At 58.5% G+C, this 16,183-nt stretch carries 10 protein-coding genes; 5 read left to right on the top strand and 5 right to left on the bottom strand.

What is annotated here, in order from left to right; translation table 11 throughout:
* Positions 1 to 51: 51 nt before the first annotated feature.
* Both AC07U4_RS18570 and AC07U4_RS18565 read right to left on the bottom strand, forming a co-directional pair.
* The gene (locus AC07U4_RS18570; RefSeq protein WP_495196450.1) at positions 52 to 561 is read right to left on the bottom strand and encodes a Ros/MucR family transcriptional regulator; all 510 of its coding nucleotides are present in this window, start codon (positions 559 to 561) and stop codon (positions 52 to 54) included.
* Between the two features lie 80 nt (positions 562 to 641).
* A complete protein-coding gene (locus AC07U4_RS18565) occupies positions 642 to 1,247 on the bottom strand; it encodes a recombinase family protein (protein WP_495196449.1) in 606 nt (201 codons plus the stop codon).
* A 300-nt stretch (positions 1,248 to 1,547) separates the two neighbouring features.
* Here AC07U4_RS18565 and AC07U4_RS18560 point away from each other — a divergent pair, with 300 nt between their 5' ends.
* Positions 1,548 to 2,165: a ParB-like protein gene (locus AC07U4_RS18560; protein WP_495196448.1), complete on the top strand. Its 618-nt coding sequence runs from the start codon at positions 1,548 to 1,550 to the stop codon at positions 2,163 to 2,165.
* A gap of 4 nt (positions 2,166 to 2,169) precedes the next feature.
* On the top strand, positions 2,170 to 2,910 hold the full coding sequence (locus AC07U4_RS18555; RefSeq protein WP_495196447.1) for an LssY C-terminal domain-containing protein: 741 nt from the start codon (positions 2,170 to 2,172) through the stop codon (positions 2,908 to 2,910).
* A 560-nt stretch (positions 2,911 to 3,470) separates the two neighbouring features.
* Here AC07U4_RS18555 and AC07U4_RS18550 read toward each other — a convergent pair.
* The gene (locus AC07U4_RS18550) at positions 3,471 to 3,869 is read right to left on the bottom strand and encodes a hypothetical protein (RefSeq protein WP_495196446.1); all 399 of its coding nucleotides are present in this window, start codon (positions 3,867 to 3,869) and stop codon (positions 3,471 to 3,473) included.
* A gap of 396 nt (positions 3,870 to 4,265) precedes the next feature.
* Between AC07U4_RS18550 and AC07U4_RS18545 the strand changes: the two genes are divergently transcribed.
* Positions 4,266 to 7,214 carry a TonB-dependent receptor domain-containing protein gene (locus tag AC07U4_RS18545; RefSeq protein ID WP_495196445.1) on the top strand — a complete coding sequence of 983 codons (2,949 nt, stop codon included), beginning with the start codon at positions 4,266 to 4,268 and terminating at the stop codon, positions 7,212 to 7,214.
* 161 nt (positions 7,215 to 7,375) lie between these two features.
* The gene (locus AC07U4_RS18540) at positions 7,376 to 7,801 is read left to right on the top strand and encodes a lysozyme inhibitor LprI family protein (protein WP_495196444.1); all 426 of its coding nucleotides are present in this window, start codon (positions 7,376 to 7,378) and stop codon (positions 7,799 to 7,801) included.
* Between the two features lie 188 nt (positions 7,802 to 7,989).
* Here the strand turns inward: AC07U4_RS18540 and AC07U4_RS18535 are convergent, their stop codons facing one another.
* Positions 7,990 to 9,840, bottom strand: coding sequence for a cation:proton antiporter (locus AC07U4_RS18535; RefSeq protein WP_495196443.1), 1,851 nt, complete (start codon positions 9,838 to 9,840; stop codon positions 7,990 to 7,992).
* Positions 9,841 to 10,377: 537 nt separating this feature from the next.
* On the opposite strand from AC07U4_RS18535, the gene AC07U4_RS18530 reads away from it, so the two are divergent.
* On the top strand, positions 10,378 to 10,500 hold the full coding sequence (locus AC07U4_RS18530; protein ID WP_495196442.1) for a hypothetical protein: 123 nt from the start codon (positions 10,378 to 10,380) through the stop codon (positions 10,498 to 10,500).
* Between the two features lie 398 nt (positions 10,501 to 10,898).
* Here AC07U4_RS18530 and AC07U4_RS18525 read toward each other — a convergent pair whose 3' ends face one another.
* Positions 10,899 to 15,515, bottom strand: coding sequence for an RHS repeat-associated core domain-containing protein (locus AC07U4_RS18525; protein ID WP_495196441.1), 4,617 nt, complete (start codon positions 15,513 to 15,515; stop codon positions 10,899 to 10,901).
* Positions 15,516 to 16,183: the final 668 nt, after the last annotated feature.

Raw genomic sequence — 16,183 nt, 5'->3', positions numbered from 1 at the left:
CAGGCTTCAGCGCATCAGGTGATCGCTGAGACAAGCCCCTGCCCTTTCCGATCAGTTGCCGGCGCTGGTCTGAGCAACGGACTGGAACGCTGGCTTGAGGGTGCGCTTTGCCCCGGGAGTGGGCGCCTCGTCCTGGCTGGTTGCCGGGGTGGGCTTGCGGCCGAGACCGATGCTCCTAGCCATGGCGCGACGGGCTTCACTGTAGTTTTCGGCCACCATCGGGTAGTCGGCCTTCAGGTTGTATCGGGCACGATACTCCTCAGGGGTCATGCCGTTCGAGCCGAGGTGGCGACGCAGCGTCCTGTACGGCTTGCCATCGATCATGCTGATGATGTGGTCCTTGCTGGCCAGCGACTTACGCACGGTCACGGCGGGCGTATAATCCTGCGGCGGCACCGGCTCCGCTTGTGGCGTCGCCGGCGCAGCCAGGTTCAGCACCGCCTGATGCATCGAGGCAAGGAAGGCGGGCACATCATCCGCGGACGTACGCGTATTGGGATTGCGCAGCCACGCGACCGTCAGTTCGGTGGCAAGCTCGACGGGATTTACTTCATCAGTCATCGTTTTCCCCGGAAAATCAGAGGCCTGTGCATCTTTCAATACAAGAGGCCTGGTTCGTGACGACGTAGCAAGAGGCCCTGTCAGGAAACAGGGTCAAGTTGGAGGTCTTTGCCGGTGCGCGTCCAGCCGATGCGAGACAGCGTGCCGATCAGCGTCGAGCGCGGCACCTTGAACGTCCGGCAGACCGATGCCTTGCTGGCCCCGCCATCGAGCGCAGCGGTAATCCGCTCGAGCGTCTCGGCGTCGATCGTGGGTGGGCGACCGCCCTGCCGCCCCCGTCGCCTTGCTGCAGCAAGGCCTGCCATTACCCGCTCGCGCGTCAGCGCGCGTTCATACTGGGCCAGCGCCCCGAACAACGAGAACAGAAGCTCGCCATGCGGGGTGGTCGTGTCCATCTGCTCGGTCAAGGAGCGGAAGGCGATGCCTCGCGCCTTCAGGTCGGTGACGATCGTCAGCAGGTGGGGCAGTGACCGGCCGAGGCGATCGAGCTTCCATACGACGAGGGTGTCACCTTCACCGAGATAACCGAGACAGGCCTTGAGCCCCGGCCGGTCGTCACGGGCGCCGGATGCCTTGTCGGTATAAAGGTGACGGTGATCGCAGCCGGCCGCGATCAGGGCATCGCGCTGCAGGTCGACCGATTGCCGATCATCGGCCGACGAAACCCGCATGTACCCAACCAGCATGTACGACAAAGCCCCAAACCGCATTGTCGCATAGCTTATCAAAGCGACAGGGTTTGTCGATCATTATTGCAGGAGACGGGATCGATCCATTGCAGGCTCAGGATTGCGGGTGTCGGAAAACATGTGTTTTACGACAGCCAGCGTGAGCGTTCGGGCACCCTGTCTGTCGGAGAGCTGCGGTTCCGCTTTTGCGCATTAACGGACATCCGGGACGGTCGCTCTGCTTCCTGATTGCGGACGTTCGATGGCGGGATTAGCTGGGGCTCCGATCCGTAAGCCCCAATCAGCGAAGGACCGATCATGTCCGCCACCATCCCCATCGGCATCCCAATTGCCGAACTGCGTCCGACGCAGATAACCGTTGGCCTGCGGGAAGTGGCGGCGAAACGCCAGCGTTGGCGCGATGCTGACAAGCATGAACGCGCGGTCCTGCTGCGCCGTCATGTCTTGCCCGCAGTGATCGGGCCCAAGGGGCGGCGCTACATCGTCGACCATCACCATTTCGCCCGTGCCCTGCTCGACGAGAAGGTCGAGCTTGCCGCCGTGTACGTCATCGTCGATCTTGAACATCTACCCAAGCGCGAATTCTGGACGTATCTCGACAATAGTGGATGGTGCCACGCCTACGACGCGGAGGGTAAGCGGCGGGATCTCGACGCGATTCCAAAACGCTTGGAGGATCTGTCGGACGATCCGTTCCGGTCACTCGCCGGCGCGCTGATCCGCGCAGGTGGATGCGCCAAGACCAATCACCCCTTCGCTGAATTTCTCTGGGCGGACCATCTGCGTCACCGTATCGCTGGTGCTTCAGTCACGGAAGACTGGAACGCAGCGGTCACCCATGCACTGCGCATCGCACGGTCGGACGAGGCGCGCTGCCTGCCGGGATGGTGCGGCGCGAATCCCAGCGGCCTGTGACCCTATGCCGCGCACTTCGAACGGCAAACCGGCCAAGAAGCTCAAATCCCGTCATTGGGCCGGCATCGCGATCGGTGTGTTCCTGGGTGTACTGCTGCTCTGGTTCCTGCTCGCCTATGCGGGGCTGCCCCGGCTGTGGAGCCATCACGAACATCGCAAGATCGGCAAGCGCGATGCGATCACCTCTTACACCGCACAGGACATTCCTGGTGATCCTATCAACCTGCACATCTACGCCAGCAAGGCCTTGATCGCCGCGGCGTACCACAGCGCTGGCTGGTCTCGCGCTGATCCGGTATCATTACGTACCGGTGTGCAGATTGGACTGAGCGTGCTTACCGCGCGGCCCTATCCCAATGCGCCGGTCAGTCCGCTATTCCTTGAGGATCGCATACAGGACTTCGCCTTCGAAAAGGACGTCGCAGCAGGCGCCGCCCAGCGCCACCATGTCCGCTTTTGGCGGATCGGCCCGGACCAATGGCTGGCAGCAGCGACGTTCGACCGCGGCGTTGGTCTCAGCTTGTTCACATTTCAACTTACGCATCATATAGGCTTCGACATCGATGCGGAACGTGCGTTGTCGGTCGCTGTCCTGCAGCGCTGCGGTGCCAAACAAGAAGGTGCAGAGTCGATGCGGCTCCCCTCAGGTCGAAACTACCGCAACGGGGGAGGCGATCGATACGAGGCCGACGGGCGCATCGCCGTCATAAGGTTGGAAAAACCAGCGTGTGGCCTAAGTAGGTAGCACGTCCGCGACACGACCGTGTCCCCCTCGCCGAGTTGCCGGCATCGATGATGTGAGGCATGGTCTGCACAATCGTACGTCGCAGGAATGATATATAGAACACAAAAGGCGTACCGATTAATTCGAGCCACATCGTTTTGCGATCTGAAGGCCGTCCGATCGCATGGGAGGCAGTTGTCGAAATTACCCTCCTTATCACGTTGCCTAAACGTGCATGGTCCAGTCTGTCTGCAGCTGCATTCGTTGCGGCGACTAGCCTGATAGCGTGATTTGCCTGACAGTCGTGGTAGCAAAAACTCATGAGAGTTGGCGCTGGAGGTGCAGCAAGGTCGACTAAGCAAATGAAGTTACCGCAAAGATTTTGCTATATTATGAGATGCTCGAAAGCTAGGACTTTTGCGTCAACGCTCTCGCTTCGTGATTTGCTTCAAGTGACGATATAACAAAACTGAAGTGCCGGCTAGACCAATGCAACAGATGTATCGCCATGCAGCCTAACAGGCCTCGCCTCATTAAGGGCGAATCAGGCAGATACTATTTAATTTCTTTCTCTGGTTTTCCTAGACGCTTGATGCTTTCGCGTAGCGGGAGCCAGTAAGGCCGATAACAGGTGCGGTTTTGCCCGCTGAGTCAGCGTCGACACGCAGGCAGATTAGTTCACTGCCTAATCGTTCAAACGGGTCACAAGCCCCCAGTCTGATAAACTTTCGCCGTATATGCCCTAATACCAGGGACCTGGTTGATGGCTTTGCGCCTATGTCAGCCAGTACAGTGGTCACCTCATCAACGTGAACTCTGCCGCGACGGAACACGTGCGCGTACACCTCGCCTTCAACCTTCGATAGCGCAACATGGCGACCCCGCCAGAACACGGCGATGGGATCAAAGGCTACCGCGACCGCCCCGCGGACGATAATTTTTTCATTATCCCCATAGGTCGGCAGCTTTTCGATCTGCATTGCGATGCGCTCCGTGCACCCGTTTAAACATCATCTATAAGAGCGCGTACAAGGACCAATTTAGTGGATCAAGATTGTCAAGAGAAGGATTTTATATGTTTATGTAAGTCGTTGATAAGCATTATTCTTCTCGGTCGTATTGCCATATTTGATCCCCGAATCGAACATGACAAAGAAATGAACACAACATGACAGATCGATAACCATTTATCTAAATACATGTTTTAAATGGCTTTTTTAGGTGTCTTGCTGACTAGTTGCAATTAAGTGACAGGCAGTAAATATGTTTTTTGCGCCCTTCTTTCAGTGTTGATGGCCAATCCCAACTACGCAATTGGATTGTTATGTGACCTTGAGGTCGCCGGTAACGACGGCACATCGCCGTAGAGGGGTTCTATGAAATCTAGCATTCGCAACAGCTTGCTGACGTCAGCGCTGGTTTCCAGCGCAGTCCTGATCGCCAATCCCGCCGCGGCCCAGGATGGCTCCACGCCGCCTACGCAGACGGCTAAAGCGGGGGATGCAGGTAACGACATCGTCGTGACGGGATCGCGCATCGCCCGACCGGATCTGCAGGCCTCGGTCCCCATCGTGACCGTCAGCGCCGAACGAATCCAGGATACCGGCGCCTCCAACATCCAGGATGTGCTCGCGACGCTGCCGTCGGTAGGCCAGAACATCAGCCGCACGAGCTCGAACTTCTCGAACACCGGCAATGGTGTCGCCACCGTCAACCTGCGCAACCTTGGCGCATCGCGCACATTGGTGCTTATCAACGGCCGTCGCTCGCTTGGCATCGCGGGCAGTTCGGCCGTGGACGTCAACAACATCCCGACGGACCTTCTCCAGCGCGTCGAAGTCGTCACCGGTGGCGCGTCGGCCGTCTACGGATCGGAAGCGGTCGCCGGCGTCGTCAACTTCGTGCTCAACGATCGATTCGAAGGCCTGAAGGTTCGGGGGCAGAACACGATCTCGGACAAGGGCGATGCCGCGCGTCAGTACATTTCGATCACCGGTGGGCACGCCTTTGCGGACGGACGCGGGCATATCGTGGGCAACTTCAGCTACGACAACGATCACGGCCTTCCATCGCGCAATCGCAGCTTCTCCGCGAAGGACGTTCCCAATCGGAGCTCCTATGCGGCGCAGGGTCTTTTCGACGTCAGCAATCCCGCTACGCAGAGCCAATTCTCCCCTGCTACCGGGCGCACGTTCACGTTCGACGGCAACAACGTCCTGAAGCCCTACCAGGGCGCCAACGTCGACGGATATAATCGCAATGGCGATCGTCTCCTGTCCGTGCCCGTGGCTCGCCTGCAGGGCACCCTGCTCAGCAACTTCGACTTCTCGAATGCCTTCAAGGTCTATGCCGAGGGGGAATACTCGAACACCAAATCGAATGCGTCCTTGGAGCCGTCCGCAATCGCGAACACCGGCCCCGGCGCGGCGCTCAGTTTCGATGGATCGGCCTATGCAGGCATTCCGATCACCAGCCCCTACGTGCCTGCGGCAATTCGGAACGCGGCGATCGCCAACGGCGTCAATGTCATACAGTTCAGGCGGCGGTCGAATGACATCTTCAGCCGCAGCAACCAGAATGATCGCGACTTCTATCGCGGTGTGCTAGGCGTCAAGGGAGACCTTGATAGCGCAAGCAGGTGGTCGTACGACCTGTACTACGAACATTCGCAGAGCCGCGACCACACCACGGCGCAGTCGATCTACACGCCCAACTATGGTGCAGCCCTGAACAATGAAATCGGGCCTGATGGACAAGTTCGCTGCTCCGACCCAGCGGCCCGTGCAGCAGGTTGCGTCCCGCTGAATATTTTTGGTTACAATACAGCCTCTGCCGCCGCGTCGCAGTTCCTTCAGACGTATACGGGTCCGACCCGGACGGTGACGCTGGTCGATGGCAATACCGTCCAGATCGTGAATGGTAGGAATGTCACCTACGACTACCTCGCGAAGGTCAACCAGGACGTCGTGTCCGGCAGCGTCAGCGGCAAGCTCTTCTCGATGTGGGGCGGTCCGGTCGCAGTCGCATTCGGCGGCGAGTATCGCCATGAGAAGAGCTCGGAGGTGTTTGATCCCTTCACCCAGGCGGGGCTGTCCGCGGGCAACCAGATCACCAACACGCAAGGCTCCTTCAACACCAAGGAAGCTTTCGTTGAAGTCGTGGCGCCGATTGTGGAAAACCGCCCGGGTCTCTACTACCTGGGCCTCGAAGGTGCAGCTCGGTACGCGGACTATTCCACGGTCGGGGGCGTTTGGAGCTTCAAGGCAGGAGCGACCTACGCGCCGACGCAGGACATCAGGTTCCGGGGCGTGTTCGCACGGGCAACGCGCGCACCCAACATCGGTGAACTGTTCGCGTCGCTGAGCCAGACCTTCCCGGCGGTGACCGATCCATGCGATCAGGCGCAGGGCAATGGCGATGGTGCAAAGACCGTCGCGCTGCCGGCCGGCTGTTCTGCCATCCCCGGCATCGCGGCCACGGTCGCATCGCGCGGCAGCTTCCAGTACAGCACCTCGCAGATCCAGACGATCGATGGGCTTCTGGGCGGCAACCGCAACCTTCGGGAGGAAACCGCCGACACGATCACCGCCGGCACGGTCATAACGCCGAGGATGATCCGGAATTTCAGCCTTACAGTGGATTACTATCGCATCAAGGTGAAGAACGCGATCGGGATCATCGGTCAGCAGGTTTCGGTGTCGCAGTGCTTCACCAGCGCACAGCCGCTATTCTGCAACAACGTAATACGCGACGCCAACGGCTTCATCACCAGGGTGAACGCTCTGAACCTCAACACGGGATCGTATCTCGTGTCGGGTCTCGACGTCGAGGGACGGTACTCTTTGCCAATCGGAGGCAGCAGGCTCGATATCGACGTGTTGTACAACCATAGATTCGATCAGCAGCAGACGCCCTTCCCTGGAGGACCTGTTCAGAACGAAATCGGACAGGCTGATTGCTATAGCTGCGGCCGCCTGGGATCGGGATTCAAGGATAGGGTCACCGGAAACTTCACGTTCGGCACCGAAAACTTCCAGCTGAACTATCGCGTGGATTACCTTGGGCCGCTCAAGGATAATCTGGACGGAAGCACGACGGTCATCACCCCCATCCCGGCCTATTGGTACCATAATATCCAAGGCAAGATCGCCGTCGGCGAGAGCAGGAAAATGGAACTCTACGTCGGCGTGAACAATCTCCTCGACAAGAAGCCGCCCACCTTTGGCGATACGAATCCCGTGACGTGGCCGGGTACGCAGACGGTTGCCGATACCTATGACCTTTACGGGCGCATGATGTACGCTGGCGCAACGTTCAAGTTTTGACGCCTGTCAGCGGGTTGCCCGCCTATAGAACCTGTTAGATTCGGTTTCGGCGCCTTTCCTCGCTACCAATGAAAATCCTTGGCCCCGCATTACTGCGGGGCCCTTTATATAGATTTGGTTAGCCTGCTAGGTTCCTCTACGCCAGAAATCAGGATAAATACATGCTATCGCTTCTGGCTCTTGCAATGATTGTTAGTGACAGCTCTGGCGCCGCCCCCTGTCCTAGCACAACAACGGTTGAAGTGAATGCCTGCTTCGTGGCCCGCTTCGTGGAGGAGGATGCCAATCTAAACCGATATTACAACATGGCTATTCGACGAATTCGTAGAGAAAGCGGAGCTGGTACCAAAAGACTTGTTCAGGCTGAACGATCATGGCTTTCGTATCGAGATTCCGAATGCGACGCCGCTTATGAAAAGTATCGGGGTGGCACGATCAGAACGAGTATGGAGATCAGATGCCGCATACGTCTAACCCGCCTGCGTACTTATATGATTTGGCGCAACTGGCTGACCTATCCGGATAGCACACCTCCTTTGTTGCCTCGTCCGGCCACCGGTAGTGCCCTGTCGGATGGTAGCGGATAGCGGACCTTCCTCTCCCGGTTGTCTGTGATGCAAATCTTTTGATTCTTGCATCAGCCTAACGATCAATCGGGCGGATGGGGATGCCATTTACCGCTGATACAATGGTGCCAATTAGCTCTGACATTACACATATGAGCACTAAGGGGGGCGTTGCAAAACTTAGGAGTTTGGCGACAGGTAGACATCAATCAGACATCGAACCTTCGCCTGTTGAGCAAACGACGCCAGCGTGCTGTCTTTCTGTCTGACGTGGGTGCGAGGGCGGCTTGATAGAGGCGTACGATCAGATCCCCTCCAGCAGGAGCCGTCGCGTGTTCGACGCCGACAAACGCGAGTTCGCCGCTCTCTCGAATGATGGCGATAGGCCAGCCATCCTCCACGATCTCGGTCTGATTGCCGGTGCCATCAACCGGTTCGACCACCAGCGATGCGCCGGCCTGCATCAGGTCCGCCAAGTGCTGAAAGGTCATCGTCTCATCCATCACGATCTTGCCGCGCCACTCGCGGGATGCCTCATGCCGAGTGCCAGTGCCGCTTGTTGCCAGCTGGTGAACACGTTCGCGCCCCAGCTCGGGGGCGAAGCGCGTGCACACCAAGGCGTTGTAGGCATCGTCTGGCGTCGCCGCGAGCACTTGCTCAATATCGCGCAGATCAACCACCTCTTCACCGATGACCGAGAGAACCTCGACGCGTAACGTTTTGAGGCCGGCAAGGCGTGCTTCCTTGAGCGCCAGCGCAGAGCGATCGACCAGGATGACGGGTATGCCGGCCCCATGCAGCGCCTCCCCGAGTCTTACGGTCCACCGTGACGCGCCGACCACCAGCAACCCGCCACGCCCGCCCGAGGCGAGTTTCAGCTTGCGCGCGAGCGGCGCCAGCGACAGACCATGAAGCAGAACGGTGGATGCGATGACCGCAAACACCAAGGGCAGCACCAGACGCGCATCCGGATAGCCGGCCTGCGACAGGCGCTCGCCCGCGACGCCTGCAATCGCTGCCGCGACGACGCCTCGCGGCCCGATCCAGCCGACAAGCAGGCGTTCGCGCCAGCTCGCCTTCGCGCCGATCGTGGCCAGCCAGATGGCGAGCGGACGGACGACAAACAGGATCACCATGGTCGTCATCGCGATCGGCCAGCTCAGCATCGCCACCGTGCTCCGATCAATGTTCGCCGTGAGAAGGATGAAGAGCCCGGATACGAGAAAGACCGTCAGCGATTCCTTGAAGCGGCGGAGCTCCTGAAGCCCGGTGACGTCGATGTTGGCGAGGACGACGCCGAATAACGTTGCCCCTACCAGGCCGGTCTCCGGCTGGATCGCCTCACCCGCGGCATACACGCCTAACGCTCCTGCGAGCAGGATCGGCGTTTTAAGGTATTCAGGCGCGAGATCGCGCGCAAACAGCGTCCGGATGCCGAACGGAACTGCCAAACCCAGCACCGCCGCCAATCCGGCCCCTAGCAAGGTATGCCAGCCGAGATGGACGACTGCCTCGCTTCCACTCATTGTGGTCGACAGCGTCAGATAGCTCAGTACCAGTAGCGTCAGAGTGGCGCCGATCGGATCGTTGACGATAGCTTCCCAGCGCAGGAACGCGGCCGCACGCGGCTCGAGCTTTGCTTGCCGCAATAACGGCATGATGACGGTCGGCCCTGTCACTACCAAGATCGCGCCGACCAGAATGGCGACCGGCCACGACAGCCCGCCGACCCAATGCCCCGCCAGCGTACCTAGCAACCAGTTGAGCGGTAGCGCGACCGCAACCAGGCGGAGAATACCTGACCCCGCGGAGCGGAGCTCACGCAGGTTGAGGTTCAGACCGCCCTCGAACACGATGATGGCCACCGCCATGCCGATCGCCGGTCGCATCACCTCGCCGAGTGCTGTTGACGGTCGAATGACGCCCCCGATGGGGCCGAGCAACGCGCCGATCACTAGGAGCGGGATGATCGCCGGCACGCGTAGCTTCCAGCCAAGCCATTGTCCGAACACGCCCGCAACGGCGATGCCCACCACGAGCAGCAGAATGGTATTTTCCAACGTCATCCCCTGTGGAAGCCGGCGCCAACCGCTGGCCGACATGTAGAAGCCGCAGGGGCGAGGAATGTTGCTGAGTGCAAAGTCGTTAAGATAATATGGCTTGATTGGGAGCGGGTGCGTCGGAGAGGCCTGTCATTCATCCTTCAAAAATCGTTCGCGATCACCAGCTGGGAGGCAGACACATCAGCCGAGAAGGCCAGCTAGATCATTTCCACAACTCCATCTGAATCACACTTTTCCAGAAAGTAATTTGGGAACGGCTTCCGAGAAATTGGTTCTGCCTGCGGTGGGTGCAGCCTCCGCCCTGCCGCTATCTTAAGGCGTCCTTTTTTGCTGGTAGAGCCTCCTGCAGTGATGAATCCTGCCTTCGACCGCCGCTGGCGGTCGAAGGTTACCGGGCGTTGGAGTCGCCCTTGACGATAGCGTTATACGCTCGCAGCTGGCGCGTGCCGGTAAGGACGAAAATGGAGATTAGTCTTCCCAAGGATATAGTACTGCACCCTTCGCCAAGACCTGATCCAAATATCGCGGCGGAACATGGACGACGCACAGGTGCCGGACGACGGTGACGACAAGATTGCGATCGCGCAACGGATCTACGAAGAACGCCGTCGGCGAGCCGAGCACTTCAAGGACGCTCGTCTATACGAACTGCCGTAGGACCTGGTGTTTTTCCTCTTGATCGATCAGGTGCGATATGCCTCTGCAGCGCTATTTAATTAACTCTAAAAATGTAAAATCAGGCGCAATCAAAGGGCCCTCTCCTTGACGAATAAGTTCAATCTCGCAAAGTTTAAGGTTCCTGTCCCAATACATTATAAGTTCTATTGGGCATAAGTCCGTGTCTTTTAGTAGTCCTACGGGGCCAACTTGATTTTGGGAATAATCAGGGCGCTGATATCCGCTATATCTTAGCTCAACGATGGAGCCGTCATTATTAATCGGATAGAAAGTTGCCTTCTCCAATTGCCGAAGTAGCTTGTTACGAAACTCCAAAGGAGCAGAATTACAAATTGTGCGGGAGGCGTTGCGGAGGCCGTTAAAGTCAATCATTCTTTTCACCATGGAATATGAATTGTTCCAATGTTTACCGTCCCGTTGGGAAGAACATAGGAACGATAAAGTAGCGTTTGATCGCCAACCTGGACTGACCCGTTTCTAGAACCACCCGCCTCCAAGGCTGCTCGTACCGCGGACTCGGCGCTTTGGACATTTATACCGGCTCGAATGAGACGAGGTGCATAATGCTCCGTCCTGAAAACATATGCACAAGCGTTGTGCACCCAAGTCTTTGCACTTCCCACAAAGTAAGAGTGATACTCTGCCACTTCGAGATTGTAAGTCAACTTCGTGACTTTGGTATCGACAACCTCGGCAACGATAGCTAACCCGTCCTTTCGCAAAAGAACTTGCCCCTGCTTCAACGATGCAGAGGTAATCCACTGATCGTCAGCCGTACGCCAGGGATGGTCAGCGGTTGTCTCGTATCGCTCGTTGGTCCAGTCGCCATTCTCATCCTTGTACGATAGGGTAACCGTCCAAACCTGCCGCCAATGAGCCGGCGTAATGCCCACGATAGGTTTGGCGGCAGTCTCGCCGGTCCTATCGCTTCGGGACATTACAAGGTCGCCCACCTTGAGCGTTTCAATTGCTTTCAGGCCCGCAGGCGTCGAGACCATCGTCCCGGCCGTAAAGCAGCAAGGTGGTACGATAGAGTCGTATACTTGATTAAAGCTGAGCCAAATAGTGTCAAATGTAAACGTAAGGGCGTTTAGTGTGATTGATGCAGAACGCTTCAATGTCCGTGCGGTTCGGCGAGCAGTGACAACAATTTCGTCGGCAATACTCTGCTGCGGCGCGGTTGGTGCTCCGCCGTAGCCGCGATCAGAATTAGGCGTGGTTCCACCTCCGCCATAGTTGTAGCCGAAGGGAAACGGATTCGAGTAGGTAGGAGTCTTGTTACCACACACGACGATATCATCTGGATTGTTCGGAACTAGGCTGCCAGTCGTGGCATCAAAATGCATAGGACCATTTTTAAAGCAATCTGGTGAGTCATACATGCCGGTGGGATCGGTCCCGTTGATAGGATCACTACCGACATAGTTATACCAGTTCATGCCATCACCGTATCCGATGGGATCAGTCTGCATGAAGCGGCCGAGCGTCGGCGAGTACATGCGCGCCTTGTAGTCGTACATGCCGAGCTCAGGCAGCCAGGCCTGACCGGTGTACTGGAAGCGGCCCTGGTTATTGGCGCCGGGGATGCCGTATTCGTCGTAGCTGTTGATTGCGATGGCGTTGCCGGCATCGTTGCTCACCGCCACTACGCTGCCGCGCTCATCGGCATGCAGGTAGCGCCGGTCACCAGTGCCAGCCCCCTCATACCAGACCAGCACCTCGTCCGGATTGGGCCCGTAGACATAGCGGCGCAGCACGCCGCTGGTCGACTCCTGCGCCAGCTGCCCATCGACCCAGTCGAAGTTACCCGCCGGCGTCTGGCCGAGCTCACCGGCCGGGTTGCGGTAGATCAGCTGACCCGCCGCATTCATGAACAGCTGATTGCGGCTGTTGTACTGGTAAGTGGTGCCGCCCGAGTTGGTCAGATTGCCGCGCGCATCATAGCCGAACGTCGTGCTGCCGGCGGTGGTGTATTGGTTGAGCCCGTTCACCGCATAGCTGCGATCAACGGTGGTAGCGCCCGTCCAAGCGTAGCTGTCGTTGCTGCTGCTGCGCGTCAGGATCTGGCCTGCCGCATTGTAGGTGAAGCCGTAGCTCTGGTCCCAGGCACTGCCTGCCAGATCCTGGGTGAGGCTGGTCAGGCGCGAGGCGGCATCATAGCCATAGCTCGTCACCGTACCGTTACCGCGGGTCAGCGACGTGCGGCGGCCGAGATTGTCGTAAGCAAAGGTAGCGAGCACAAGACCGCCGTTCTCACGGATCACGGTCATCTGGCCGGCAACATTGTACTCATAGGTGACGAAGAAGCCGTCCGCCCAGGTCTGGCGTGCCTTACGACCTGCCGCATCATATTGCAGCGTCGTGCTCGAGACATTGCTGCTCTGCGTCTTCGCCCGACCCAGCGCGTCATAGACGAAGTTCTTGGTCCAGCCATTGCCGTCGCCGGCACTGGTCAGGCGACCGAGCAGATCGTAGCTGTAGCCGACATCGACCTCGGCAACGTTCGTCTTGGGATTTTGGTCGTATGTACGCCTTCCCAGTACGTCATATCGGTAGCTAAGCGTTTGATTGTCGCGCAACCGTCGGCTGGTGATATCGCCTTTGCCGTCGTAGCCCAGCTGCTCATAATCGCCAGGCGTTCCGCCGCACGCGGCACTTGAAGCGGTCTGGAAGCATGTCCGCCATGTCCGATCGAAGCTATCATAAGCGTAGGACGTCACGTTACCATTGCCATCCGTAACGCTGGCCGGCTTGCCCGTCAGCGTTTGGAGGATGGTCTCGGTGGCAGCCTGCGCCGTACCATAGGCTGACGTCACGCTGGTCGAGGCCGGCTGCCCCGCCCCTGCTGCGCTATACTGCACGAGCGTCGACCGATCAGGACCATATCCGGCGTCTCCGCCAACGCTACAGGCATCCGCAGCTGCACCCAAGCTGTTCGGATTCATCCGCTGCGTGGTGCATGTCGGGCGTCCCGCCGCGTCATAGGCATAATCGATGCGAGAAAAGGTTGTGCCGCCCGAAGATAGCGCAGCCGAACGTCTACGCCCAGCATCGTCGAGGGTTGCGGTCTGTGTCTGCAGCACTGTCATGCCACCAAGCGCGGCATCGCCCTGATCGACTGCCGTACCTTGCGCTACGCTCGTCGTGCGGCCCCAACCGTCGTAGCCTGTCCGGATAGCTCTTGGCAGTAGCGGACCTGCTCCGTCTGGATCCGGCCCAATCGCGCCAAGGCGCTGACGACCCGCGTCATAATAGTAGCGAGTTGTATCAGCAGAGCCCGCCAAAGGACCATCGACCGTTAAAAGATCACCAGCCGCGGTATAGGTCATGGCCGTGACGGCTTGCACCGAGCTGTCGCCTGCGCCCGTAGTGATCGAGCTTGGCAACAGGTTGGCGTTGTATTGGGTCACTGTGCGAACCGCATCCGCGGTGTTCTCACAGCTCGCCTGAGTGGTGCATGCCCAGCTGCTTGTCGGCATCCATACACCCGCTACTTGAGTATAGCGGGTCTGAACGCTTGGGTTAGTACCCCCTGTGTTCTGCGTCACTGCCGAGGTGACACCGCCATGCGTCGGGTCATAGCCGTAGGTCGTCACCACGCCGCGTTCACTGGTGCTCGATGCCATGCGATTGCAGGTTCCGGCAGTCGTGCAGCTGTAATCCTGGTACGTTGCCGAACTGGCGAGCGTCGCTCCGCCGACTGCGGTCACCGTCGTCTTGATGACGTTGCCGCGGTCGTCATAGTCATACGTCGTGACTTGCCCGCCAGGCGAGGTTCCCGTCTTCAATCGACCGGCGCCGTCATAGGTGTAGCTCGTAACCCGGCCGTATTCATCCTCGACACGCGTCGGCAAACCAACCGTCAGGTCGGACTGGTATTTGCGCGCGCGGCCGACAGGATCGGTGACGGTCAACGTTGAGGTGGATGCGGTGGGTGACGCAAAGGAATAGGTCCAGGTCGCCCCGTCACGCACAATCGATGAGACGTGCAGGGTATTATCGATATTGATGCGGACGTTGTCGGCACTGCTGCCGGGGCGGCGCATCGCCTCGTAGCTTACCGACCCGAACTGTTTCGTGTACCGGGTTGTCCGGCCCAAGCCGTCGGTCACATCGTCAGTTGAAACATAGCCCCCGGTGCTCAACGTCGAGCTGGCATAGGCGTAGGTCGCGGTCGGAAGAGTACCTGAACCACCTTGCGCATTTGCGCCGCGTGCTCCAGTCACGGTGCTCCAGGCGACGATGGCGGCCTGTGTCGGTGCAGGGCGGCCAGCCAAGCTGTCGCCGGCATATTGGTAGTCGATCCTGTAGCCCGCGCTGTTCGAAATCGACGTCAGCCGGGTCTTCCAGATTTGCGGGGGTGGTCCCGAAGCCGACTGCGCGCTCAGGCGGCAATTACCACCCTCTCCGCCGGGAGGGGGGCCATAGGGGCAATAGGACGAGGTCAACCAGTTCAGGCTGGTCCTAAAACCATCCGGGCCATCTATCGTCGTTAGATAGGCATAGGCATCGTAATCGTACTCGCGGGAGTCTGCATGACGAGAGGCCTTCTCGATCTGGCCGTATGTGTATTTGGTCCCATCGCGTAGAACGACCTGATAAATGCCGGACGTAACGACTAGCTTTGCGCCTTCGGAAGTGGTCGCAAACCCGCCTCCAGATCTTGTGAAAACATACGTCTTGCTGTCGGTCCGGACATAGACGGGGCCGGATGGGTCATTCGGGTTGTACAGCGAGATCCGCGCATCATTCCAGGTCTGCCGCCCGTAAATACGATCATCACTGATTGCTCCGGGGCCACTACCAACAACCATGTCCATACGGGGCGAGCGGTATTGCCCGGTTGCGACGTTTACACCGTTCTCGTCAGTCAACGCACGGGCAGGTGGCGGTATTTCGCCGGCGAGCTGCGCGGATGCAATGGCTGGCAAGGATACCGAGACGAGCAGGAACCCGCACGCGCCAGCGGCGCGCGCGCAACGACGAGCATTCATGGTGACCCCTCTTTAGTTAGCGCTCCCGCGCCACATGCCAGTTTGCTTGAGACCGATCAGCGTGGCGCGCCAGCCGTCTTTTTTGATTTGCGGTTGTCAGCTTTATCGTGATCGTAGGTGGTATTCGTGCCATTATTGGCCCCACCCGATGCGACGGCGCGCACTAAACGGCCTTTAGCGTCATATGTATAGGTTATAGTTTCGGCAGCCGAGGCATGTGAGAGCGAAAGCAGGAGGCATAAACCGCTGCTAATTGGAAACACCTTACGCATACGCGAACACCCCCGTTACGGTTTGCCAGCCGTCACATTCGCCTTTAGATATGCCGTGATACCAATTTAACACAATAGGTTTTTTTAGTAATTCGTCGCTAACAATAACGCCGCGGCGCGCGCGCGCCCCGTCGCGTGTCAACGCCCCGCGGTTGAGATACGGGCTTCTATCCTATTGATAGGATTACTTATTTTTAAGACGATACGTCAATATATACCGGAGCGGGGGCCCCAGAGTAAGTTGGTATAGAGCGACACACATCTCCCGACAGTCCGCTATACCAAAGACCGATCTTTTTATTAGCGTTTATCGCACCGGCGATCTTCGACATCCAAGCGAAACATGTGGCGGGCTCGACGCCCTTCCAGCTTTTATTAAGATTGCAAATTTGCAGA

The sequence above is a fragment of the Sphingomonas sp. GW821-FHT02B09 genome (genome assembly GCF_059421875.1).
The sequence above is the reverse complement of the archived record's forward strand: the minus strand, read 5'-3'. Positions and strand labels throughout refer to the sequence as shown.

Bases quoted from the DNA above. Each gene is read 5' to 3' on its own strand.
- AC07U4_RS18570 (WP_495196450.1), bottom strand. From the start codon at position 561: ATGACTGATGAAGTAAATCCCGTCGAGCTTGCCACCGAACTGACGGTC.
- AC07U4_RS18565 (WP_495196449.1), bottom strand. From the start codon at position 1,247: ATGCTGGTTGGGTACATGCGGGTTTCGTCGGCCGATGATCGGCAATCG.
- AC07U4_RS18560 (WP_495196448.1), top strand. From the start codon at position 1,548: ATGTCCGCCACCATCCCCATCGGCATCCCAATTGCCGAACTGCGTCCG.
- AC07U4_RS18555 (WP_495196447.1), top strand. From the start codon at position 2,170: ATGCCGCGCACTTCGAACGGCAAACCGGCCAAGAAGCTCAAATCCCGT.
- AC07U4_RS18550 (WP_495196446.1), bottom strand. From the start codon at position 3,869: ATGCAGATCGAAAAGCTGCCGACCTATGGGGATAATGAAAAAATTATC.
- AC07U4_RS18545 (WP_495196445.1), top strand. From the start codon at position 4,266: ATGAAATCTAGCATTCGCAACAGCTTGCTGACGTCAGCGCTGGTTTCC.
- AC07U4_RS18540 (WP_495196444.1), top strand. From the start codon at position 7,376: ATGCTATCGCTTCTGGCTCTTGCAATGATTGTTAGTGACAGCTCTGGC.
- AC07U4_RS18530 (WP_495196442.1), top strand. From the start codon at position 10,378: ATGGACGACGCACAGGTGCCGGACGACGGTGACGACAAGATTGCGATC.
- AC07U4_RS18525 (WP_495196441.1), bottom strand. From the start codon at position 15,515: ATGAATGCTCGTCGTTGCGCGCGCGCCGCTGGCGCGTGCGGGTTCCTG.